At 60.1% G+C, this 23,461-nt stretch carries 19 protein-coding genes and 2 pseudogenes; 11 read left to right on the top strand and 10 right to left on the bottom strand.

Annotated features, from left to right (window positions below; all coding sequences use genetic code 11):
• Positions 1-67: 67 nt before the first annotated feature.
• Together L9059_RS23405 and L9059_RS30765 are read left to right on the top strand one after the other, a co-directional pair.
• Positions 68-379, top strand: a pseudogene (locus tag L9059_RS23405) (cysteine hydrolase family protein); the annotation flags it as partial.
• 584 nt (positions 380-963) lie between these two features.
• Complete coding sequence (locus L9059_RS30765; RefSeq protein WP_345894381.1) at positions 964-1,086, top strand: DUF6124 family protein; 123 nt, start codon at positions 964-966, stop codon at positions 1,084-1,086.
• A 115-nt stretch (positions 1,087-1,201) separates the two neighbouring features.
• On the opposite strand, the gene L9059_RS23395 is transcribed toward L9059_RS30765, so the two are convergent.
• From L9059_RS23395 to L9059_RS23385, 3 genes are all read right to left on the bottom strand, one after another.
• Positions 1,202-1,912 (bottom strand): SDR family NAD(P)-dependent oxidoreductase, encoded by a 711-nt coding sequence (locus tag L9059_RS23395; RefSeq protein WP_247293265.1) that lies wholly within the window; start codon positions 1,910-1,912, stop codon positions 1,202-1,204.
• Between the two features lie 93 nt (positions 1,913-2,005).
• Positions 2,006-2,227: a tautomerase family protein gene (locus tag L9059_RS23390; protein ID WP_247293264.1), complete on the bottom strand. Its 222-nt coding sequence runs from the start codon at positions 2,225-2,227 to the stop codon at positions 2,006-2,008.
• 377 nt (positions 2,228-2,604) lie between these two features.
• Positions 2,605-3,891: an OprD family porin gene (locus tag L9059_RS23385; protein WP_247293263.1), complete on the bottom strand. Its 1,287-nt coding sequence runs from the start codon at positions 3,889-3,891 to the stop codon at positions 2,605-2,607.
• A 380-nt stretch (positions 3,892-4,271) separates the two neighbouring features.
• On the opposite strand from L9059_RS23385, the gene L9059_RS23380 reads away from it, so the two are divergent.
• On the top strand, positions 4,272-6,365 hold the full coding sequence (locus tag L9059_RS23380) for a TonB-dependent receptor (protein ID WP_247293262.1): 2,094 nt from the start codon (positions 4,272-4,274) through the stop codon (positions 6,363-6,365).
• A gap of 134 nt (positions 6,366-6,499) precedes the next feature.
• On the opposite strand, the gene L9059_RS23375 is transcribed toward L9059_RS23380, so the two are convergent.
• The 4 genes from L9059_RS23375 to L9059_RS23360 form a co-directional block, all read right to left on the bottom strand.
• Positions 6,500-6,712: an HAD family hydrolase gene (locus L9059_RS23375; protein ID WP_247293261.1), complete on the bottom strand. Its 213-nt coding sequence runs from the start codon at positions 6,710-6,712 to the stop codon at positions 6,500-6,502.
• A 244-nt stretch (positions 6,713-6,956) separates the two neighbouring features.
• Positions 6,957-8,063 carry an agmatine deiminase gene (gene aguA / locus L9059_RS23370; RefSeq protein ID WP_247293260.1) on the bottom strand — a complete coding sequence of 369 codons (1,107 nt, stop codon included), beginning with the start codon at positions 8,061-8,063 and terminating at the stop codon, positions 6,957-6,959.
• 5 nt (positions 8,064-8,068) lie between these two features.
• Positions 8,069-8,947 carry an N-carbamoylputrescine amidase gene (gene aguB / locus L9059_RS23365; RefSeq protein ID WP_247293259.1) on the bottom strand — a complete coding sequence of 293 codons (879 nt, stop codon included), beginning with the start codon at positions 8,945-8,947 and terminating at the stop codon, positions 8,069-8,071.
• 317 nt (positions 8,948-9,264) lie between these two features.
• Complete coding sequence (locus tag L9059_RS23360) at positions 9,265-12,177, bottom strand: aminotransferase (protein ID WP_247293258.1); 2,913 nt, start codon at positions 12,175-12,177, stop codon at positions 9,265-9,267.
• A 144-nt stretch (positions 12,178-12,321) separates the two neighbouring features.
• Here L9059_RS23360 and L9059_RS23355 point away from each other — a divergent pair, with 144 nt between their 5' ends.
• From L9059_RS23355 to L9059_RS23345, 3 genes are read left to right on the top strand one after another with little or no spacing between them, the layout of a single operon-like run.
• Complete coding sequence (locus L9059_RS23355) at positions 12,322-14,130, top strand: sensor histidine kinase (protein WP_247293257.1); 1,809 nt, start codon at positions 12,322-12,324, stop codon at positions 14,128-14,130.
• Positions 14,127-15,521, top strand: a complete 1,395-nt coding sequence (locus L9059_RS23350; RefSeq protein ID WP_247293256.1) for a sigma-54-dependent transcriptional regulator — start codon at positions 14,127-14,129, stop codon at positions 15,519-15,521. Before L9059_RS23355 ends, L9059_RS23350 begins: the two co-directional genes overlap by 4 nt.
• A gap of 39 nt (positions 15,522-15,560) precedes the next feature.
• The gene (locus tag L9059_RS23345) at positions 15,561-16,016 is read left to right on the top strand and encodes a thioesterase domain-containing protein (protein ID WP_247293255.1); all 456 of its coding nucleotides are present in this window, start codon (positions 15,561-15,563) and stop codon (positions 16,014-16,016) included.
• 10 nt (positions 16,017-16,026) lie between these two features.
• Here L9059_RS23345 and cysQ read toward each other — a convergent pair whose 3' ends face one another.
• Both cysQ and nudE read right to left on the bottom strand, forming a co-directional pair.
• Positions 16,027-16,854 carry a 3'(2'),5'-bisphosphate nucleotidase CysQ gene (gene cysQ / locus L9059_RS23340; RefSeq protein WP_247293254.1) on the bottom strand — a complete coding sequence of 276 codons (828 nt, stop codon included), beginning with the start codon at positions 16,852-16,854 and terminating at the stop codon, positions 16,027-16,029.
• Positions 16,851-17,417 (bottom strand): ADP compounds hydrolase NudE, encoded by a 567-nt coding sequence (nudE, locus tag L9059_RS23335; protein ID WP_247293253.1) that lies wholly within the window; start codon positions 17,415-17,417, stop codon positions 16,851-16,853. The genes cysQ and nudE overlap by 4 nt, the downstream gene beginning before the upstream one ends.
• Before the next feature lie 89 nt (positions 17,418-17,506).
• On the opposite strand from nudE, the gene yrfG reads away from it, so the two are divergent.
• Positions 17,507-18,169 (top strand): GMP/IMP nucleotidase, encoded by a 663-nt coding sequence (gene yrfG / locus L9059_RS23330; protein ID WP_247293252.1) that lies wholly within the window; start codon positions 17,507-17,509, stop codon positions 18,167-18,169.
• An 80-nt stretch (positions 18,170-18,249) separates the two neighbouring features.
• Here the strand turns inward: yrfG and lysM are convergent, their stop codons facing one another.
• Positions 18,250-18,705: a peptidoglycan-binding protein LysM gene (gene lysM, locus L9059_RS23325; protein ID WP_247293251.1), complete on the bottom strand. Its 456-nt coding sequence runs from the start codon at positions 18,703-18,705 to the stop codon at positions 18,250-18,252.
• 138 nt (positions 18,706-18,843) lie between these two features.
• On the opposite strand from lysM, the gene L9059_RS23320 reads away from it, so the two are divergent.
• From L9059_RS23320 to L9059_RS23305, 4 genes and pseudogenes are all read left to right on the top strand, one after another.
• Complete coding sequence (locus tag L9059_RS23320) at positions 18,844-19,731, top strand: LysR family transcriptional regulator (RefSeq protein WP_045061330.1); 888 nt, start codon at positions 18,844-18,846, stop codon at positions 19,729-19,731.
• A 91-nt stretch (positions 19,732-19,822) separates the two neighbouring features.
• Positions 19,823-20,659 (top strand): formate dehydrogenase accessory sulfurtransferase FdhD, encoded by an 837-nt coding sequence (fdhD, locus tag L9059_RS23315; RefSeq protein ID WP_247293250.1) that lies wholly within the window; start codon positions 19,823-19,825, stop codon positions 20,657-20,659.
• Entirely contained in the window at positions 20,656-22,998 is a 2,343-nt protein-coding gene (locus L9059_RS23310) for an FdhF/YdeP family oxidoreductase (RefSeq protein WP_247293249.1), read from the top strand. The genes fdhD and L9059_RS23310 overlap by 4 nt, the downstream gene beginning before the upstream one ends.
• A 218-nt stretch (positions 22,999-23,216) precedes the next feature.
• Positions 23,217-23,461: pseudogene (locus L9059_RS23305) on the top strand (hypothetical protein); the annotation flags it as partial.

Here is a 23,461-nt window from a genome sequence, read left to right as displayed (position 1 = left end):
GTTTCGTGAGCCAATAGCAAACGAACTTCAAAGGTCAGCCAGCGATGGACAGGGCCTTGTTCATGCCCTTGTGTCGCTGGTTCAAACGCCACTGAAGCTGCCGGGTGGAGAAGTGGTGTTCGAAAAACGGCGGCCCAGCGCCTTTGAATGACCGACCTGGCTGACAACTTGCGCTCTTGCGGCGCTACCGGTGTGGTAGTCACTGGGATGAAAACTCCGTGCTGCTCGTGATCTTGGCTTCGATGCGGTACTCATCGCCGAAAGCCATGCTTGTTCGGATACGCCAGTGATAGAAGCTGAGAACATCGGCGCTCATCACAATCCAACGCTTGATGGCCCGTTCTGCCGGCAAGTTCGAGCTGAGGCGTGGAGCTTCTAGCAGAGCCCGAAAGTGCGGTAATGCGCCAGACTTGGGCGTTAGGAATGCACGCTGGAAAGGCACGATCATCAGACGTACGGCCTGCTTAGCAAAGCTTGTTTGATTGCATGACAAGTCACTTCCTGAAAGCTACAAACCCTTGCGACATTGCCTACGGCTACCCCAGAATCCGCCGGCTTGTGCGGCCGTAGACCGGGCTCTATCGTTGACCTGCCAATGCTCATCAGTGGTCGGGCTTAGCGGCTCGCGGTATTTCGTTTGCACGTGCAACCATCCCACAGGTGTTCTCCATACCTGCGGTTTGATGGTGGCTGTACGCAGGGCGCCTTCGGGCGCACCGGCTTTGCGAAGTTCCCCGGTCCGCTAACCTGCGTGCAGCTGCCACCCTTTCCTCTTAGCGGTGGAAAGGATTGGCACCCAATTTGGAACTTTGAAATGGATAAGGTAACTCCCGATCCTCCGAACGCAGAAATCCAGTCCACCCCCCGCACCCCTTCCACGATGTACACCATCAACCCCACAGTCGATATCCAAACCCTCCTGGGCTCCGTGAGCGAATCCCTGGCCTCCGCCAGCGTATCACCATGGATATTGCCGACCGAGAAACCGGGCCAAGTCGCAATGCCCTGCTGGGCGTTCATCAGATTCTCATGCTGGCAGAGCTCTCGATGAACCGGGCTCTGGATCAACTCGACCCGATCGCCTAAGCGTTCCGTTGCGTGAGATGAGGCTCTGCAGGTAAACCTCGTCTTTAGTTTCGCCCCTGCAAAACCAAGCCCTCATAAGAGGGCTTGGTTTTTTCCAAGGACGAAGCACCAAACCTCAGTGCCCCGCGCTCTGCCCACCATCAACATGCAAAATCTCTCCAGTGACAAAATTGGCACTGTCCAGATACACCACAGCCTGCGAAATATCATCGATCTCACCCATATGACCCATCGGGTGCAGGCTACCTAGCGCCGCATGCGTCTCCTCACCATGCATCGGCGTCTTGATGATGCCAGGCGATACCGCATTCACCCGAATCCCGCGCTTGGCGTACTCGATGGCCAGGGATTTGGTCGCCGCGTTCAGGCCGCCTTTGGTCAACGATGCGAGTACCGACGGCACGCCATCGATGGCGTGATCGACCAGGCTGGTGGTGATGTTGACCACGTGCCCTTTGCCTTGCTTTTCCATCTCGGTGATGGCGAGCTGGGTGATGTAGAAGAAGCCATTCAGGTTCACCGACAGCACTGCCGCATAGTCTTGCGCGGTGTAGGCGGTGAACGGCTTGGCGACGAAGATGCCAGCGTTGTTGACCAGGGTGTCGATGCGACCGAAACGGGCAATGGTTTCACGGATGACGTGTTGCGCGACTTCCGGTTCGCCGATGTCGCCGGCCACGGTGAGGATGTCCGGATCGGTGGAGGGTTTGATCGAGCGCGAAGTGGCGACCACCTGGTAGTCCAGATCACGGAACGCTTTGACCATGCCGGCGCCGAGGCCTTGGGATGCGCCTGTGATGACGATGACTTTTTTCGAATTGCTCATGATGAACCTCTACTAATAAATGATGGTTTAAATTAATAAGTGATCAGGCTTCAGCACCAGGGGCCCGCCACGTCGGAGACGAAATCGACGCGTTTATGACTTGCCCTCCTCTTCAGCCAATTGCTTTCGGTACTGGGTGGTGGTCATGCCGGCGTAGCCCCAGTTATCGGTGTCGACTTCCTCGATCACGATGTGGGTCAGGTCCGGGCGTTTGTTGAGGACGCGTTCCAGGGTTTCAGTGATTTCGGCAATCACCTGAGCTTTCTGCTCTGGGGTAACGCCATCGCGGGTAATGCGAACGCTGACGAAAGGCATGAGGAATCTCCAGTGACCTGCCCGTCGGAATGATGGGTAGGTGTTGGAGCTCAATGTAGGGAGTCGGGTGGGGGGGATAAAGATGGGGGCGGGAACATCATTAGTTACGTGGGGTAATCAATGCGATGGGTGACGCATGCTTGCTTTCCGATCCGCTCCACGTCGCACATGAAGAAATGAGCCCATCACGTGTCGCAATTTGCCACTTTTAGCGACACGTTATTGGAACGTGTCGCCGCCGCCGACATGTTCGCGACACGTGTTCTCGAAAGGCGATTTCAGCGACATGACATCCTGCAGACGAAAACCCACCGTCCTGAAATGAAAAAACCCCGAACCAGTCGGGGTTTTCTCATGCTCGTAAACTCAAATCCGCATCAGAAGATGTTGATCGGGTAATCCACGAACACACGCACTTCGTTGCCGCTGACGTTGTACTCGCTCGACTTCTGCGAAACCCGCAGGATCGAGCTGCGCAGTTTCACGCTGAGGTCTTTGGCCGGGCCGCTTTGGACGACGTATTTGAACTGGTTGAAGATTTCGCGCTCGGTACCGCCTTCGCTGGTGGAAGTGGTGATGTTGTCGCCGCGCACGTAGGCGAAGTTGTAGCTCAGGCCAGGCACGCCGAAGGTGCCGAAGTCGAGGCCGTAGCCCAGCTGCCAGCTGCGTTCGTCTTCGGCGTTGAAGTCGGACCAGTAGGAGTTCGCCAGGTAGATGGTGTTGCCGCCGTCGCCAACACGACCTTGGCCGCGCTGATAGCCGCCGTAGGCGTAGCCCAGGTTGCTGTCGCCGGTGCTGCGCTGGTGGGCGATGGTGAACGAGTGCGGGCCGGTGGCGAAGGTGGCGGCCAGGCTCCAGATCTTGTTGTCGTCGCCAGTGGCGCCGCTGTCGCGGACGTAGGAGTCTTCCAGCTTGGTGCGGTAGCCGTTGAAGTCCAGGGCCAGGGACTGATCCTTGTCGATCGGGAACACGTAGTTGGCGTTGAGGTACTGTTTCTTCAACACGTCTTCAACGTCGGACGCGTAAACCGCAGCCTTGAATTGCTCGGTGAACTGGTAGCTGCCGCCCAATACGTTGATCGACTTCAGGCCACCGCTGTCACGGCCTTCAGCGCTCTTGCGCGATTCGGCGGTGAAACGACCGGCGTTCAGTTCCAGGCCCTTGATCTCTTTGGAGGTGATCAGGGTGCCGGTGTAGCTTTCCGGCAGCAGACGCGAGCTGTCGTAGTTGAGCACCGGCAGGGCCGGCATCTGGTCGCCGTAGGTCAGCGTGGTGCTGGACAGACGGAATTTGACCGCAGCGCCAGCCTTGGACAGGTCGTTCGCCGCATTGCCGCTGTCGCCCCGTTTAAAGAAGTCGATACCGCCAGCGCCGCTGCGGCCTTTGCCGCCGTCCAGACGCAGTGCGTACAGACCGAAGGCGTCAACACCGACACCCACTGTGCCTTGGGTGAAGCCGGACGAGAAAGTGCCGATGGCCGCTTGGCCCCACTCGGCCTTGTCCGGGTTGCCGTCTTTGTAATCACGATTGATGTAGGCGTTGCGCAGCAGTACTTTGAGGCTGCTGTCTTCAACAAAACCCTTGGACTCGGCCTGGTCGTTAGCCATAGCCTGTGTAGCGCTCAACATCCCCAGAGCGATCAGGCTGATTCGCTTATTCAACATTTTGTTCTTTTCCTTATTACCGGTTGATACGCGCTGTGCCAAACAGCCGAAACGGCGCTATTGCGCTCTTTTTTCAACGCAAAACAAAAAGGCCCGCCCACGAGAAATCGAGGCGGGCCTTTTATTATTTTGTCAGTCATGGCGGTTGGCCACAGGCGTTGGGCGAATCCTAGCCGCGGCCTTAACTATGTGTCAATTTCAAGAATCGTCTGTGAATAGGCGAAAAAAGTCTAAAGAATCATCAATGTAAGGTTTTTGACATAATTAGTAACAATCGAACCAAGGAGCTTTTCAGGAATAAACATCGAAAGTAAATAGCACGCATTATCATTCGCGCCGTTTTAGCAACATCCCAAAAATCCCACGGACGCCTCCTATAAATGCCTGCCCCTCTTCGCCTTGTGCCCTTCAGCTTGGGTCTCTCAGCTTTGCTTTCTGCCGGTTTTTCCTACGCCGCACCTACCACATTACCGGCGACTTCCATCAGCGCCGAAGCTGAGGCCGATGACCCGCGAGTGAAAGAAACCAGCACGGCGACCCGCACGGCGACACCGGTACGGTACGTTCCCCAGGCCATCGACTCGGTGAAAACCGCGAACGTGACGGACTACGGCACCAACGACCTGGGCACGGCACTCAGTGGCATCCCCAACGTCAGCAGCGGCGCCGACACCCGTTTTGATAGCCTGCGCATTCGCGGCTTCGACGCCAGCAACGACTTTTACCTCGACGGCATTCGCGACGACAGTCAGTACGTGCGTGACCTGCACAACATCGAACGCATTGAGGTACTCAAAGGCCCGGCAGCGGTGCTGTATGGCCGGGGTAGCCAGGGCGGGATCGTCAACCGGGTCAGCAAGCAGCCGGAATTCGGCCGCCGCTCCAGCATTGAAGCGCAAGGCGGCAGCGAAGATCTACGCAGCCTGTACGCCGACCTGAGCACCGATCCAACCGACAACATCAGCCTGCGCCTGAACATGGGCAACATGGACGAAAACAGCTTCCGCGATGGCGTCAGCGGCAATCGCCAACTGTTCGCACCGTCGATGAGCTGGCAGCTGACCCCGGACCTCAACTGGCTGGTGCAGTACGAATATAGCCGTTACAACCGAACCCCGGATCGCGGAGTGCCTGGGGTAAATGGCCGCCCGGCAGATGTAGGACGCGATACCACCTACGGCAGCGATCACGATTTCATCGACGACAAGTCTCAATCCCTGCGCTCCAAACTCAGTTACGAACTCAGCGATAACTGGCAGCTTCGCCACACCCTGGGCGTATTCAAGCTCAACAGTGATTTTGATAACACCTACCAGACCGGCTACAACCCGGTCACCCACCAGGTCACGCGCCAGCACTGGCAACAGGACCTGACCACTCGTAACGTTTTCAACAACGTCGAGATGGAAGGTGGGTTCGACACCTTCGGCCTGGAACACCGGTTGCTCACGGGTATCGAAATTGGCAGCCAGCGTCGTGATCCGACGCTGTACAACGCCGCCACATCGGGGCCAGGCAGCTCACCGGTACCGACACTCGACCTGTTTAACCCCAACCGCGAGCTGCGCCATACCGGGCGCATGCAGGTGTCGAGCAACAACCACACCGAAGTCGAAAGCCGCGCGGTGTACGTGCAGGATCAGCTGCGCTTGAACGATCAATGGCAGATTCTGGCCGGCCTGCGCTACGACACCTTCGACATCGAATCAACCAACCAGCTGCGGGACATTTCCGAAGACCGTGACAGCCACAGCAACAGCCCCCGTGTAGGCCTGGTGTGGACGCCGCTGCAGGATCATTCCTTCTATGCGTCCTGGTCCAAGGCCTTCTCGCCTGTGGGCGGAGGACTCATCGGCATCACGCCGGGCGCCACCGGTAACGGCAATGACCTGAGCCCGGAGCTCACCAAGCAGAAAGAAATCGGCGTGAAGTCCGACTGGCTCGACGACCGACTGAGCACCACCCTGGCGATCTACGAACTGGAACTCTACAACCGCCGCACCCGCGACCCGCTGGATCCGACCATCACCTTGCTCACCGGCAAGCAACGGTCCCGAGGGATCGAACTGACCGGAACCGGCCGTATCACCGGTAACTGGTATATGCGCGGTGGCATCGGCCTTCAGGATGCGACTGTCGAAAAGGACAACAACGGCTTCGAGGGCAAGCGCATCAGTGACGTGGCCAAGCGTAACGGCAGCCTGTTCGTGACCTGGAAACCGGAGATGGGGTGGTACGCGGAAACCGGTCTGACACTGGTCGGTGATCGGTATGCCGATAACCTCAACACGGTGGTGATGCCGGGTTATGGTCGTTGGGATGCGTTGGCTGGGTTCCGGCAGAAGGATTGGGACCTGCGCGCGGCATTGAACAATATTGCGGATAAGGCATATTACGAGTCGGCGACCAGTCAGTTCCAAATTCAGCCGGGGGCGCCGCGTAGCCTGGTTGTCACTGGGACCTATAGTTTTTAAGAGAGCAAGATCAAGGGATCGTCCGATCGCGGCCCGCGCCTCCGGCAGCGCCTACAGGGGTCGCGCTCCCGGCTCGAAAGCAAAAAAAAGCGCCGCCATCCCGGCAGCGCTTTTATCAATCCGTTGTTTGCTTCTTATCCTTCCATCACATCCCACAACGCTTCCAGTTCCGCTTCGCTGAATAAATCAGCGGGGTAGCGCTCGATCATCATCCGGCGCGGATCAGGTTCCCTAATCTGACGCGTTCCATTGGATTTCAACCAGTGCGCCAAGAGCTGGAGCGATTCGTTGTTGACTGCCAGGGGATGCGACGCCTGCTCGCTCACTACGTTTACTTCGGCGTTCATCTCCGCACTTTCTCCCGCTTTGTGAGGGGCTAACTTATCCAAGGTTTGTGACAGAACATCGCAGTTCTCCCCTCCCTGTTTAACCCATAGATCGATACAAGAGATGTGCCAATGTGTTGACGTTGTCGATGAGCGGACACAAAAAAGCCCGCAGTCCTGATGGACTGCGGGCTTCTCGTATCAGCAAGCAGGAAAATCATTGAGATGAAAATTTTCCATTCAACTCAATCTGTTACAACACCACTCACTCATTGTGCGACGCTGGCTGCTGTTGGGTAAGGCAGTGAATGTTGCCGCCGCCCAGTAACAGTTCACGCCCCGGCACCATCACCACTTCATGCTGTGGGAACAGACTCTGCAAAATTTCCCGTGCCGGACCATCCAATGGATCGTCGAAGCTTGGGGCGATAATGCCGCCGTTGACGATCAGAAAGTTCACGTAGGAACCGGCCAATCGAACAGTAGGATTTCGTTCCTGGGTGCCGTCGACCGGATCCACGCCCGCACATTCTTCCTCGGTCGCATACAGCGGGCCCGGAATCGGCATCTTGTGCACCGTGAAGGGGCGCCCTTTGGCATCAGTAGCGCTTTCCAGCACTTTCATTGCAGCCTGGCAACGCGGGTAGTTCGGGTCCTGCGGATCGTCGGTCCAGGCCAACAGCACTTCACCCGGACGGATGTAGCAGCAAAAGTTATCCACATGGCCGTCGGTTTCGTCGTTGAACAAACCATCCGGCAGCCAGATGATTTTATCCACAGCCAGGTTGGCACTCAGCACCGCTTCAATTTCTGCGCGGTCCAGGTGCGGATTGCGATTGCGGTTGAGCAGGCACTCTTCGGTGGTGATGAGCGTGCCTTCGCCGTCGACGTGAATCGAACCGCCTTCCAGCACGAAGCCTTCGGTGCGATAGCGCGGGCTGCGTTCGATCTCGAGGATCTTGCCGCCGATTTGCGAATCGCGGTTCCACGGTGAATAGAGACCACCGTCGAAGCCGCCCCAGGCGTTGAAGTCCCAGTTCACGCCGCGGACTTCGCCACTGTTGTTGATCACGAAAGTAGGACCTGTGTCGCGCACCCAGGCGTCGTCGCTGGACATCTCGACGACCCGGATATTTGGCACGTCCAGGCGCGCACGGGCATTTTCATATTGGCCGGCAGATACTGCCACTGTCACCGGTTCGAAACGGGCGATGGCCTTGGCCACTGCAACGTGGGCGGCTTGCGCCGGTTTGCCACCCAGACGCCAGTTGTCCGGGCGCTCTGGCCAGATCATCCAGGTTTGGGTTTGTGGCGCCCACTCGGCCGGCATGTAGAAGCCATCGGCGCGGGGCGTGCTGTTTAAAGTGGTCATGACGATCAGGACTCCAGGGCACCGTCTAGGGTTTTGATAGCACCATACAGGTTCGGGCGGCGGTCACGGAAGGAGCCCCACGCGCTGCGGGTATGTTCCAGCAGGTCGAGATCGAAGCTCTGGATCAATACACCTTCTTCGGTTTCGTTGAGCTCCTGGACCTTCTCGCCGAACTGGTTGGCGATGAACGACGAGCCGTAGAAGGTGATGTCGTACCCGTCCTGCTCTTCATTGCCGATACGGTTACTGGCGATCAGCGGCATCAGGTTGGCGCCGGCATGGCCTTGTTGCACGCGTTGCCAGTGGTCGCGGGACGAGATGCTCTTGTCGTGCGGCTCGCTGCCGATGGCAGTTGGGTAGAAGAGGATTTCCGCTCCTTGCAACGCCATGCTGCGGGCGCACTCGGGGAACCACTGGTCCCAGCAGATGCCCACGCCGATTTTCGCATAGCGGGTATTCCACACCTTGAAGCCGGTATCACCCGGATTGAAGTAATACTTTTCATGGTAGCCAGGGCCGTCCGGGATGTGGCTTTTCCGATAAATCCCGAGATTGCTGCCGTCTGCATCAATGATCGCGATGCTGTTGAAACGCGCGCGGCCCGCCAGTTCGTAGAAGCTGATCGGCAGAACCACTTGCAGTTCCCTGGCGATTTTCTGGAAGTGCTTGATGGCGACGTTGTCTTCAACCGTCGTGGCCAGTTGCAGGTAATCCGCGTTCGGCTTCTGGCAGAAGTACGGCGCTTCAAACAGTTCCTGAATCAGGATGACTTGCGCGCCCTTGGCTGCAGCCTCGCGGACCAGCCTTTCAGCAGTCTCGAGGTTGGCCTCAAGGTCCCAGGAACAAGCCATCTGGGTAGCGGCGACGGTAACGATACGACTCATGAATCATCTCCTGGGCAAGCAGTTGGGGTCGGGTGTGACGCCGACCCATGACAGAAAGCGGAAGCCCAGGCGGAATTTCACCATGCCGAGGCAATGGCGACTTTATAGCCGATAAAAATCGGCTTTAGAAGCGAATATTTTAAAATAACCGAATGCTCACGCTAAAAACACCGATAATAATCGATTTTTTAGCCTGCCCCGCACGCTTAGGAGCTGCCGAGTGCAACGAGGTTGCGATCTTTGATCTTAAAAAACAGAATCAAAAGATCGCAGCCTCGTTGCACTCGACAGCGCCTACACCGCAATGGGCATCAGGGTCAAAGGCCCTCTGCAAGCACCTTCGACAGCATATCCACGAAGAAATCCACACTCCTGCGCGACGTCACCATCGGCGGTTTAATCTTCAGCACGTTCAGATAATCCCCCGTCGGCTGCATGAAAATGCCCAGCTCGCGCAGCCGATCACACAGCGCCGCAGTCTCCTGCGTCGCCGGCGCCAGGGTCTCGCGGTTACGAATCAGCTCCACCCCCAGATAGAACCCGGAACCGTGCACCGCCCCCACCAGTGGATGAATATCGATCAAGGCCTCAAGTCGCTCCTTAAAGTACCCGCCCACGACCTGAGCGTTCTCCCAGAGTTTCTCCTCTTCCATCACGTCCAGCACCGCCATGCCGATCTGGCAGCTCACCGGACTGCCACCCGCCGACGAGAAGAAATAGCCCTCGGCCTCTAGCGCTTCGGCGATTTCCCGGCGGGTGATCACCGCACCCAATGGCTGGCCGTTGCCCATGCCCTTGGCCATGGTGATGATGTCCGGCACCACGCCCTGCTCTTCAAAACCCCAAAAGAAGTGACCCATGCGACCGTAACCGACCTGCACTTCATCGGCGATGCATACGCCACCCTGGCCGCGCACCAGGGCGTAAACCTGCTTCAGATAGCCCGGCGGCAACGAGATACCGCCCGCGTTGCCATACACCGGCTCGCAAATGAACCCGGCGAGCTGGCGATGCTGTCCGGCGATCTTCGCCAGGTTGTGCTCGACGCTGCGCACGTAGTCGGGAGCGCTGTCGGGGCCACGAAATTCGCCGCGATAGATGTTCGGCGCAGTTACCGGGTGCACCCAGTCGGGGCGGCTGCTCAAGGCTTGGGGGTTGTCGGCGATCGAGGTCGAGACGGCGTCCGCGCCCACCGTCCAGCCGTGATAGCCCTCCAGTACGCTGAGCATGTCGCGCCCGCCGCTGTAAGCCCAGGCGAGACGAATGGCCAGGTCATTGGCTTCGCTGCCGCTGTTGACCAAGAACACTCGGTCCATGGAATCAGGCGCCAGCTTCAGCAGTCGCTCGGAAAACTCGGCGACCGCCGCGTAGTTGAAACGTGAGTTGGTATTGAGCAGCGACCATTGGCGACTGGCGACCGCCGCCATGCGCGGATGTCCGTGCCCCAGGACCGCGACGTTGTTGAGCATGTCGAGATAGGAGCGGCCCTGCATGTCGATCAAATGATTGCGCCAGCCCCGCTCGATGCGTGGCGGGTCGACGTAATAGTGTTTTTGCGTACGCGCGAAGCTGGCCTCGCGGCGTGCCAGCAGCGTCTGCGAGTCGAGCTCCTGCTCCGCATCACAGGCCAGCCCCAGCAGGCTCGCCGGCGAAGGGCAAAGCGCCTGCCAGGCGGCAGCGCGGGAAGGTGTGCAAAACAACGGCGCGTTTAACGAGGCACCGCGGCACAGTTGCACCCGCAACGGCCCGCACACCGAACCCAGCACCTGGCCTTTGACCAGTGCTGCGCCTGTGTGCAGCGACGGCTTGACGCCCCACAACCGCAGGCTCAACTGCGGACCGTCGAGCTGCAGAACACCCGCCTCGGGCTCATGGACCATGCCAGCAAATGGCGACTCGACTGCCGTGCCGATGGGCACTCGCAATTCGACATGCAGCGGGCAAGTGTCCGGCTCGCTGGACGAATCCGGCTGGGTGCGCGACAGGCGATATTGCCCGTAGCGACTGGCCGCCAGCTCATGCACGGCAGCCGCCTCGTCCAGCAGGCGCTGATCAATGCCCTGCTGCTCCCAGTTGCCGGCTTCGAAATGCGGGCTCAAGACGCCCAGGTCAATCAGGGCAAATTCACGTCCAACCAGGCCCGGCAGCAGCGGGGCAAACCCTTCACTGCCAATGCCCGGCAGGTGCTGGCCGACCGAAGCCAGGATCGCCGCCTCCATCAATTCCAATGGCAGCGAAGTGGCCACGCGAAAGATTTCCCACTCGTGGGTCAGGTTGTCACGGCTGTAGGCATTGCCTGGATCGATGCTCACCTGCTGCTCGCCACTGAGCACCAGCACGGCGGCGCGGGCCAGTATCAACGGCCACAGCGCCAGGAGTTCTTCGTGCGCCAGTGGATTGACCGCGTGGTACGCCTGCACCGCCGGCAGGATGTAAAACGGATCGCCACCGGCATGGTGCAGCAAGGCCGCGCAGGTCACCGACAGATCGGTGATGCGCCAGGTTCGGATCAGGTCGCCGAAGTCGATCACGCCCTGCAATTGCCACAGGCGTTCGCAATCGCGTTGCCAGACCACGTTGTCGTCGGTGATGTCCATGTGGATGGCCTGCACCGGCAGCTTGTCCACCAGCGGTTGCAGATGCCGCTCGGCTCGTTCGGCCGCATCGGCGATTTGCCGGCGCTGCGTGTCATCTTCGATCACCGGCAGCAAGTGCGCGATCAGCGCGTTCGCGTGACGGGCATCCCATTGCAGCGTGCGGGTCAGGCCGGGATGATCGAAGCCGGCCAGCGCCAGGTCCATTTCGCCGCAGAGGCGTCCGAACCCGGCAACGACTGCACCAGGCAGATGATCGAGGCCTGTCAGCGGCTGGCCTTCGATGTAACCCAACAGACGCACATGTACGGTCTGATCGGCCACTTGCAGAGTGAGCAGGTCGGCGCCGGTCCTGGCGCAAATGACTTGGGGCACCGGCACCCCGGCCTTTTCGGCCAGGTGCTGGAGGCCAGCATGCTGGGCTTGCAACTCTTGCACGGCATAGTCGCCGCGGCAGATTTTAAGGACAAAGCGCCCCTGATCGCTGTCGACTCGGTAGTTGAGGTCCTGCTGACTGCCAAGGGCCTGCAGGTTTCCACTCAACCCGTAATGCTCTTCGAGCAGCCCTAGCGCCAGCTCGGCCGACACTTGTGGGCTGGGCAAACTGGCGCGATGAATCAACGTGGCGAGCGGCATACAACGACCCCTGAGAATTTGATCAGGCACTTATATCGCCATTGCTCGGCGCGATACGCAACCCCCTTGCAATGACACACCCCTCGCGCCACTCGGCACTTTGCGCAAGAATGCCGACCATCAACGCTACAGGCGCTCGACCTCATGACCCCGACTCTCCCCCGCAGACCCCGCTGGCGCAGCCTCGCACTGCTCGCGCTATGCCTGGCGCCGTTACTGTGGCCGCTGGAGCATCTGGCCGAACGCTATTACCGCAGCGAACTGGCCGGACAGAACCGCCAGACGCTCGATCTATACGTGGCCAACCTGCTGGGCACCCTGCACCGCTATGAGGTCCTGCCGCAGATTCTCGGCGACCTTCCAGCCCTGCGCACCGTTCTGGGCGCGCCCGACGACGACGTCAGCCAGGGCAACGCCAACCGCCTGCTGAAAAATATTTGCGCCCAGACCGGTGCCGAAGTCATGTACCTGATGGACACCACCGGTAAAACCCTGGCGGCGTCCAACTGGGACAAACACGACAGCTTTGTCGGGCGTAATTTTTCCTTCCGTCCGTATTTCAGCGAAGCCATGGCCGGACGTCTCGGGCGTTTCTTCGGCCTCGGTACGACATCCGCCAAGCGTGGCTATTTCTTCGCCGCCGCCGTCCGTCAAGGCGAAAAGATCATCGGCGTGCTGGTGATCAAAGTTGACCTCGACCATACGGAAAGCCTGTGGGGCAACACCCCGGAACAGCTGCTGGCCACCGATCAAAACGGCGTGGTTATCCTTACCTCACGACCGGAATGGCGCTTTCGTTCTACCCGCACGTTGAGTGAGGCGCAGCACAAAGCAATCACGGCGATTCAACCCTACCCCACTCGCGATCCCCAGCCGCTGAAGCTCAACCCCGGTGCGTGGCTGACACAGTCCCACCAGATCGAAGAGACGGGCTGGACGGTCAACATCCTCGCGCCACGCACCCTGATCGACCGTCCGGTGCGCACGGTCGTTGCCATTGGCGGCGCCACCTTGCTGGTGTTGATGCTGCTGCTTGGCCTGATGATGCAGCGCCGGCGCCATTACCTGGACCGAATCGCTTTCGAGGCCAAGGCCCGCCACGAACTCGAAGGCCGGGTTGCCGAGCGCACCAGCGACCTCGAAGGCCTCAACCGACGCCTCAAGGAGGAAGTGCTGGAACGCGAACAGGCCCAGCAGGAGTTGGTGCGCGCCCAGGATGACCTGGTGCAGGCCGGCAAGCTGTCGGCACTGGGGACGATGTCCGCCAGCATCAGTCACGAGTTGAATCAACCACTGGCGGCGATCCGCAGCTATGCGGAAAACGCCGAAGTGCTGCTCGATCACCAGCGCACCGACGACGCCCGCGGCAATCTCAAGTTGATTAGCGAACTGACCGCGCGCATGGCGTCGATCATCGCCCATCTGCGCGCGTTCGCCCGCCGCGATCGCCATGCGCCGGAAAGTGTTGCCCTGCAACCGGCGCTGGACGACGCGCTGGCCCTGCTCGCCAAGCGCCGGCGCAGCATGGAGGTCGAACTGATCCGCGATTTGCCGGCCGCCACCTTGTGGGTCGAAGCGGGAGAAACCCGCTTGCGCCAGGTGCTGGGCAATCTGCTGGCGAACGCCCTGGACGCGCTTACGGAAAAAGGCCAGCCGCGTAAACTATGGTTGAGTGCCCAATCCACTGCCGACGGCGTCAACCTGTACATTCGCGACAACGGCCCGGGGTTTTGCATGGAAGCCCTGGGCCGAGGCAGCGAACCCTTTTACACCACCAAGACCCGCACCCAGGGTCTGGGGTTGGGGCTGGCGATCTGCGAAACACTGATGCGCGCCTTCGGTGGTGAACTGTTGTTCTCCAACCACAGGGAAGGTGGCGCCCTGATCACCTTGAAATTACGCGCAGGCGCACCGGGCGTGAGCCTGCAACCGTCCGAGGACCGAAGTGCATGACCATCGACAACCGTATCCAGGTCGTGCTGATCGACGACGACCCCCACTTGCGCCAGGCGCTGAGCCAGACGCTCGACCTTGCCGGCCTGAAGATCCTGCCACTGGCCGAAGCCAAGGGCCTGGCGGCCCAACTGGAGCGCGACTGGTCGGGCGTGGTGGTCAGTGATATTCGCATGCCGGGCATGGACGGCCTCGAATTGCTGACCGAACTGCATGCACAGGACCCGGAGCTGCCGGTGCTGTTGATCACCGGTCACGGCGACGTGCCGCTAGCCGTACAAGCGATGCGCGCCGGGGCCTACGACTTCCTGGAAAAGCCTTTTGCCAGCGATGCGTTGCTCGACAGCGTACGTCGGGCGCTGGCCTTGCGCCGGTTGGTGCTGGATAACCGCAGCCTGCGCCTGGCCCTGAGCGATCGCAACGAGCTGAGCGCCCGCCTGGTTGGACAGTCGGCCCCCATGTTGCGCCTGCGTGAGCAGATCGGCGCCTTGGCGGCCACCCGGGCGGATGTACTTATCCTCGGCGAAACCGGCGCGGGCAAGGAAGTGGTCGCCCGCGCATTGCACGATCTGTCGAGCCGGCGTAACGGGCCATTCGTGGCGATCAATGCCGGCGCCCTGGCTGAATCGGTGGTGGAGAGCGAGCTCTTCGGGCACGAGCCCGGCGCGTTCACGGGGGCGCAGAAGCGACGCATCGGTAAGTTCGAATTCGCCAACGGCGGTACGCTGTTTCTCGATGAAATCGAGAGTATGAGCCTGGATGTGCAGGTCAAGCTACTGCGCCTGCTGCAAGAACGGGTGGTTGAGCGGCTTGGCGGCAACCAGCAGATCCCGCTGGACATCCGCGTCATCGCTGCAACCAAGGAAGACCTGCGCCAAGCCGCCGACCAGGGCCGTTTTCGGGCTGACTTGTACTACCGCCTTAACGTCGCGCCCCTGCGCATCCCGCCGCTGCGCGAGCGCGGCGAAGATGCCCTGATGCTGTTCCAGCATTTCGCCGACGAGGCCAGCGCCCGCCACGGTCTGCCGCCCCATGAACTACAGCCGGGTCAGCGCGCCCTGCTGCTGCGACACAGCTGGCCAGGCAACGTGCGCGAACTGCAGAACGCGGCCGAGCGCTTCGCTCTGGGCCTGGAGCTGGCCTTGGACAACAACACACCGGATGGCACGACCGGGGCCACCGTGGAGGTGGTCAGTGGCGGTTTGAGCGAACAGGTGGAAAACTTCGAAAAAAGCCTGATCGCCGCTGAACTCGTGCGCTCCCACAGTTCGGTTCGCAGCTTGGCGGAAGCGCTCGGCATCCCGCGTAAAACGCTACACGACAAACTGCGCAAGCACGGGCTCAACTTTTCCGATAGCGGCGCCCAGAGCGCCACCGAAGATCTCGACTGAGCTACTGTCCATTCATCTCCAACAAACAAGAGAGTGTTCATGAGCCGCGACAGTCGTTACCTGGAAAGCATCCTCCATCACGACATTCCCCTGACGCGGGACATGGGCCTCAAGGTGCTCGACTGGCACGACCAGCAGTTACGTCTGCACCTGCCGCTGGAGGCCAACGTCAACCACAAGAGCACGATGTTTGGGGGCAGCCTGTATTGCGGCGCGGTGCTGGCGGGCTGGGGCTGGTTACATTTGCGTTTGCGCGAGGAAGGGATTGAAGACGGGCACATCGTGATTCAGGAGGGGCAAATCAGTTATCCGCTGCCGGTAAGCATGGACGCGATTGCGATTTGCCAGGCACCGGGGGCGGCGGCGTGGAAGAAATTCCTGGCGATGTACCGGCGGTACGGGCGAGCGAGGTTGACCCTGCATTCGCGGATTGTGAATGCTGAGGGTGCTGAGGATGCGGTGACGTTTAGCGGGCAGTACGTTTTGCACCGGTAGATCAAAATCCTTAACCCCGAGCCAACTCCAACAACTGCTGTCGCCAGGCCGCTTGGGCCGGCAGCGCCAGAAAAAACCCGTTCAACAATGATTCCCGCGCCGGATAACTGAACGTTTCCCCGCTCAACTCCAGCACTTCGCCCCCAGCCCCTTCCAGCACACCTTGGGCCGCCGCCGTATCCCACTGCGAAGTCGGCGCCAGGCGCGGATAACAATCCGCCGCGCCTTCGGCAAGCAGGCAAAATTTCAATGAACTGCCGATGTTGGCCAACTCCAGTTCACCCAGGCTGGCGCTCAAGCCTGCAAGCAAAGCCTCCTGCTCCGGGCTCGAATGCCGGCGGCTGGCGACTACGGTGAATGCTTCACCTGCCGGCGGCACTTGGCGAACCTGAATGGGCAAAGGCTCGGCATCTTTAGCACCACGCCATGCCCCCATACCCGCGCCACCGACATAAAAGCGCCCATTGGTCGGCATCGACACCACACCAAACACCACGCGGCCCTGTTCGATCAATGCGATGTTGACCGTGAACTCCTCGCTGCCCGAGATGAATTCCTTGGTCCCGTCCAGCGGATCGACCAGCCACCAGCGCTGCCAGCCGGCGCGCACGTTCTGGGGGATGTTGGCGTCTTCTTCCGAGAGCACCGGAATGCTTGGATCCAGCGCCGTCAGCCCGTCCAGAATCAAATGGTGAGCCGCCAGATCCGCCGCAGTGACTGGCGAATCGTCGGCCTTGGCAGTCACGGCAGTACCGGTGCGCCAGAACGGCAAAATGGCGTCGCCTGCCTGCAAGGCCAGCTCGATCACTGGCGCCATCAGCGGATGCGGGAAATTCATGGCAGGTACACCCCGCGTTGTGTCAGCAGATCTCGGGCCAGATACAGCGCGGCCAAGGCCCGGCCTTCGGTGAATTGCGGGTTTTGCGCCAGCGCCGATAGCTCACGCAGGTTGACCTTGCTCACGCCCATCGGCTCGGGCTCGTCGCCTTCCAGAGAGTCTTCGTACAAATCCGTTGCCAGCACCACCTGGATCTTCTGGCTCATGTAACCGGGCGACAACGACAATTCGGTCAGGTGCTCCAGCTGCCGCGCGCCATACCCGGCCTCCTCCTTGAGCTCGCGCTCAGCCGCCGCCAGCACGTCTTCGCCGGGCTCGATCAAACCCTTGGGCAAAGACATCTCGTACTCATCAGTGCCGCCGCAGTACTCCTCGACCAGCACTGCATGATCCGCATCCAGCATCGCCACAATCATCACCGCGCCATAGCCGGCGCCCTTGCCGACCAGCCGCTCGTAAGTGCGCTCGACGCCATTGGAGAAGCGCAACTTCAGCTCTTCGACGCAGAACAGGCGACTGGTGGCGACGATCTCGCGGGCGAGGATAGTGGGTTTCTGGCGCATGAGCGGCTCCTAGGTGATAGCGAGTTACTATACCCGGCCTATCCTGAATGTTGACCTCGGATATCCTTTTTACCGCTGGAGAAGTTTTTATGCCCCTGCTGCCCTGGCATGACATCGATACCGTTTTGCTGGACATGGACGGCACCTTGCTGGACCTGCACTTCGACAACCATTTCTGGCTGGAGCATTTGCCGCGACGCTATGCGCAGCTGCACGGAATCAGCCTGGCCATGGCCGAGATGGAATTGCAGCCGCTGTTCGAACGCAATGCGGGACAGTTGCAGTGGTATTGCCTGGATTTCTGGAGCACCGAGCTGAAGCTGTCAGTTCGCGAGTTGAAACTGGAGACGGCGCACCTCATCGCCCTGCGTCCGGATGCAGACACTTTCCTGGCGGCGATCAAGAGCGCTGGCAAACGGGTGGTGATGATCACCAATGCCCACCGCGATTCGCTGTCACTGAAGCTTGAGCGGATTGAACTGGCACCGTACTTTGAGCGGCTCATCAGCTCCCACGATTACGGCTTTCCCAAGGAAAATCCGCAGTTCTGGGATGCCTTGCAGGCGGATATCGGCTTCGACCCGGCGCGCAGCCTGTTCATCGACGACACCTTGCCGATTCTGCGCAGTGCGCGGGAGTTTGGAGTGGCGCATCTGCTGGCGGTGCGCGAGCCGGATAGCCGTAAGGGCCCCAAGGACACGGAGGAATTTGCGGCGGTTGAGAACTATCGGGAACTGGTTGCAGGGCTCTAGACCGAGTCGGCTGCATCGCGAGCAGGTTCACTCCTACAGACTCCCCCCCTGTGGGAGTGAGCCTGCTCGCGATGGCAATCTCAATCTTTCTCAGGAATACGCAACGACTGCCCCGGGTAAATCTTATTCACATCCTTAAGCATCGGCTTGTTGGCCTCGAAAATCTTGTTGTACAGGTTGGCATTGCCATACACCCGCAGGGAAATCGCACTCAACGTATCGCCCTTCTCGACCACGACAAACTTCGCGGCCACCATTACCGGCCCAGTCACGGTGATCTGGTCTTCAACACCACTGACGCCCGCCACGTTGCCCAGGGACAACAGGATTTTTTCTTTCTCTTCCTGGGTGGCGGCTTCACCACTGGCGATTACCTTGTCGCCCTCAACCTTCACCTGGATCTTCGACGTATCGATCCCCGTCAGCGCATCCTTGACGTGCTTGCTCAGCGCCTCGCTGTTGGCTTCGGCCTTGTCCGGCGTCAGGGCGTCGAGGATTTTTTCACCGGCTTCTTTTAGAAAACTGAAAAGGCTCATCGTGTGCTCTCCATGGTAATTAAGGGGTCCAGACGCAAAAGCCTAGACCAAGGTTGCACACCGTGGTTCCAACCCGACCAATGACGCCGCTTCCCGCCAGGGGCTAGAATCGGCCCCTTCCTGCGCTCTGGAGCGAAGATGGACATCAAGCAGCTGAAATTCCTCATCGCACTCGACGAAACGCGACATTTCGGCCAGGCCGCCGCGCGCTGCCACATCACCCAACCGACCTTGTCGATGCGTCTGCGCAGCCTTGAAGAAGAGCTCGAATTACCACTGGTCAACCGCGGCCAACGGTTTGAGGGCTTTACCGCTCCGGGCGAGCGAGTGCTGGCGTGGGCGCGCACGGTGCTGGCGGCGTACGACGGGCTGCAAGCCGAGGCGGCCGCCTGCCGCGGTAATCTGGTCGGCACCCTGCGCCTGGGAGTGGTGCCGTTATCCAGTTTTGATCCATTGCCGCTGATGCAGCGCCTGCATGCTGAACACCCGAATCTGCGCTTCGAATTGTCGGCACTCAGCTCCGAGCAAATTCTCGAACAACTGGCGAACAATCGCCTGGACCTCGGCGTGTCTTACCTCGAACGCCTCGACGGTGAACGCTTTGACTCCCTGGCCTTCAGCGAAACCCGCATGGGCCTGCTCTACGATCAGCGCTTTTACAGTTTCAGCGAGGCACCGCTGAGTTGGGAGTCGTTGATCGAACTGCCGCTGGGCATGCTTACCAGCGGCATGCACTTTCGCCAATCCATCGACCACAATTTTCACAGTCGTGGCCTGAGTCCCCAGCCTCTGCTGCAGACCGACGCCGTGCATCAACTGTTACAAGCTGTGCACGGTGGCTTGTGCTGCGCCGTGATGCCGCTGGACGGCGGACTGGAAAACCTCACCGACCATCTGCGCCTGCAACCCATTGAAAACGCCCAGACTCTTGCGCGCCTGGGGTTGATCATGCGGCGTAGTGCACCTCGATCGGCATTGGCCGAGGCGTGTTTTGCGATTTATCAAAAATCATCCACAGACGCTTGATCGACGCCATCTATCGGCACATCAGTATTAGCGATTAGACGCGACCGTTTGACGCGCCTAGGCTTAAAGCTGATCAAACCGTGGTGATGCCATGAACGCCAAGCGCCCAGCCTGCGCGGCACCTGCCCTCGAAACGCCCGCGCCTGCGAGTCAGACCTACAGCTACAGCAACCTTGATCTGTCCGGATCGGCAAGTACCGAGCTGGCCGAGGAAGTTGCTCTGGCGATCGCCTACAACGGCATCAGCCAAGCCGTGATGCTGGTGACGCCTACCGACCTGGAAGACTTCATCGTCGGCTTCAGCCTCGGCAGCGGCATCATCACGGACCCCAGCGACATCTACGACCTGCAACTCAGCGGCTCGGGTTCGGCGCAGTACGCGCAAGTCACCCTCGCCAACCGTGCCTTCTGGAACCTCAAGCAGCAACGCCGACAACTGGCTGGAACCAGCGGTTGCGGGCTGTGCGGAGTCGAGGCGGTGGAGCAGGCATTGCCAGACCTAAAAGTATTGCCAGGCGCTCCATTGCCTCCGGTCGCATGGCTCGACGGCCTGCGCCAGCGCATCGGCGCTTTCCAGCCGCTTGGCCAACATTGCGGTGCTGTCCATGCAGCCGTGTTCATGAATGACCGGGGCGAGTTGTTGCTGGGTCGCGAAGACATCGGCCGGCATAACGCCCTCGACAAGCTGATTGGCGCACTGATCCGCCAAGACATCCCGATCAGCGCAGGGCTGGCAATCGTCACCAGCCGTTGCAGCCTCGAACTGATCCAGAAAGTGTTGCGCGCAGGCATCCAGACCCTTGTCAGCCTGTCCTCGCCTACTGGCCTTGCTGTGCAGTGGGCCCGCCGACACAACCTCAATCTCATCCACCTGCCGCAGAAAAGTGCGCCGCGGGTCTACAGCCCTGCGATGGAGAACCTAGCGTGAGCCAACATCATCAAGCCGACCAGAAACCCGTCCCCCGCTACAAGCCTTATAAAGGCCCGGCTGGCGGCTGGGGCGCGCTGATCAGTGTGGCCCAGGCGTGGCTAACCAGCGACAACGCGCTGAAGAACCTGCGCATGATGCTCAAGACCAACCAGAACGGCGGCTTCGACTGCCCGGGTTGCGCCTGGGGCGATTCGCCGGAAAGCGGCATGGTGAAGTTCTGCGAGAACGGCGCCAAGGCCGTGAATTGGGAAGCGACCAAACGCCGGGTGGACGCTGCTTTTTTCGCCAAATACAGCGTCACCTCGCTGCTGGAGCAGAGCGACTACTGGCTGGAATATCAGGGCCGCCTGACCGAACCAATGAGCTACGACGCCGAAACCGATCGCTACAAGCCGATCAGTTGGGAAGCCGCCTTCGCCCTGATTGGCAAACATCTGCAGGGCTTGTCCAGCCCGGATCAGGCCGAGTTCTACACTTCGGGGCGTGCCAGCAACGAAGCGGCATACCTGTATCAATTGTTTGTGCGCGCCTATGGCACCAACAATTTCCCCGACTGCTCGAACATGTGCCACGAGGCCAGCGGCGTGGCGCTGGCGCAAAGTGTCGGCGTGGGGAAAGGCACGGTGACTTTCGACGATTTCGAACACGCCGATGCGATATTCGTCTGGGGCCAGAACCCCGGCACGAACCACCCGCGGATGCTCGAGCCGCTGCGGGAAGCGGTCAAGCGCGGCGCCCAGGTGGTATGCGTCAACCCGCTCAAAGAGCGTGGACTGGAACGCTTCCAGCACCCGCAGCACCCGATCGAAATGCTCACTAATGGCGACAAGCCAACCAATACCGCGTACTTCCGTCCGGCGCTCGGCGGCGACATGGCCTTACTGCGCGGCATGGCCAAATTCCTGCTGCAATGGGAGCGCGACGCGCAGAAGAGTGGCGGGCCAGCAGTATTCGATCACGACTTCCTCAATGAGCACAGCGTCAACGTGCTGGAGTACCTGGGCGCAATCGATGACACCCCATGGGAGCAGATCGTCGAGCAATCAGGCCTTGCCCTGGTGGAAATAGAGCAAGCGGCGCGCATGTACGCCTCGGGCAAGAACGTCATCATGTGCTGGGCAATGGGGATCACCCAGCACCGTCATTCCGTGCCAACTATCCAGGAAATCGCCAACCTGATGCTGTTGCGCGGCAACATCGGCCGGCCAGGTGCAGGCCTGTGCCCGGTGCGCGGCCACAGCAACGTGCAGGGCGACCGGACCATGGGCATCAACGAACGCCCACCGGTGACGTTCCTCGATGCCCTGGAGCGTCGTTTCCAGTTCAAGGTGCCGCGCGAGAACGGCCACAACGTGGTCGAGGCGATCCACGCGATGGCCGAAGGTCGCGCCAAAGTGTTTATCGGCCTGGGTGGCAACTTCGCCCAGGCCACGCCGGACAGCCCACGTACCTTCAAGGCCCTGAGCAGCTGCGACCTGACCGTGCAGATCAGCACCAAGCTCAACCGCAGCCATCTGGCCCACGGCAAGGACGCGCTGATCCTGCCGTGCCTGGGCCGCACCGATATCGATATTCAGACCGAAGGCCCGCAGGCGGTGACCGTTGAAGACTCGTTCAGCATGGTCCATGCCTCCAATGGCCAGTTGCAACCGCTGTCGAACCAGATGCGCTCGGAACCGTCGATCATCGCCGGTATCGCCGCCGCGACCCTGGGCAGCCAGCCAGTGGACTGGAACTGGCTGGTGGCCGACTACGACCGCATTCGCAACCTGATTGCCGATACCATTCCAGGCTTCAAGGACTTCAACGAGAAAGTGAAGAGTCCAGGCGGTTTTTACCTGGGCAACAGCGCCGGTGCACGCAAGTGGAAGACTGCGTCGGGCCGGGCCAACTTCCGCCCAAATATCCTGCCCAAGGACCTGGTTCACGAACGGACCCGCGCCACGGGCGTGTTGCCGGATCTGATCATGCAGTCGATGCGTTCCCACGATCAGTACAACACCACCATCTACGGGCTCGATGACCGGTATCGCGGGGTCAAGGGGCAGCGTGATGTGCTGTTTGTCAACGAAGCGGACATCATTCGCCTGGGCTTCAAGCCAGGGCAAAAGGCGGACATCATTTCAATCTGGGACGATGGGCGTGAGCGTCGGGTGAAGGGCTTTACACTGCTGGCGTTTGATATCCCGGCGGGACAGGCGGCCGCTTATTATCCGGAAGTGAATCCTCTGGTGCCGCTGGAGAGCACGGGAGATGGCAGCCATACGCCGACGTCAAAGTTCGTGGCGATTCGGCTGGAAGCGGCGAGCGCAACCGGGCTGATCATGGCCAGGTAAGGGTTGTTTCCCCAACCCCCAAACATCCACAAAAAAGGCCGTTTCTGTGTGGAAACGGCCTGTCTTAAGTAGATAAAGACCAGTGAAAAAGCATTAAGTTCCCCAAAAAAAACAATAACTTACGCAATTGTGTACAAGCCGTGTCACTCGTCGGATTTCGATTGTAACCTGTGTCACCCAGCCTCAGGATCGCGCCGTCATCACCTTGAGGTTCCTCTATGAAGTTCTCCTCGATTCTCTTGTTGTCCCTTGGCCTGGTCAGTGGCTTAGCTTCTGCCGGAGGCACCACCGAAGCAGGCGTGGGCGGCGCATTGGGCGGGGTTTTGGGCTCAGTCGTCGGTCAATCGTTAGGCGGCAATACAGGTTCAACCATCGGCGCGGCCCTGGGCGGCGCGGGTGGTAGCGCCGTCGGTGCAGACAAACGCAGCCGTGGCGAAGCCGCCATCGGTGGTGCGCTGGGCGC

It is taken from the genome of Pseudomonas violetae (assembly GCF_023072615.1).
Lineage (GTDB): Bacteria > Pseudomonadota > Gammaproteobacteria > Pseudomonadales > Pseudomonadaceae > Aquipseudomonas > Aquipseudomonas violetae.
Note: the sequence above shows the minus strand (reverse complement) of the source record. Positions and strands in the feature narration are given on the sequence as shown.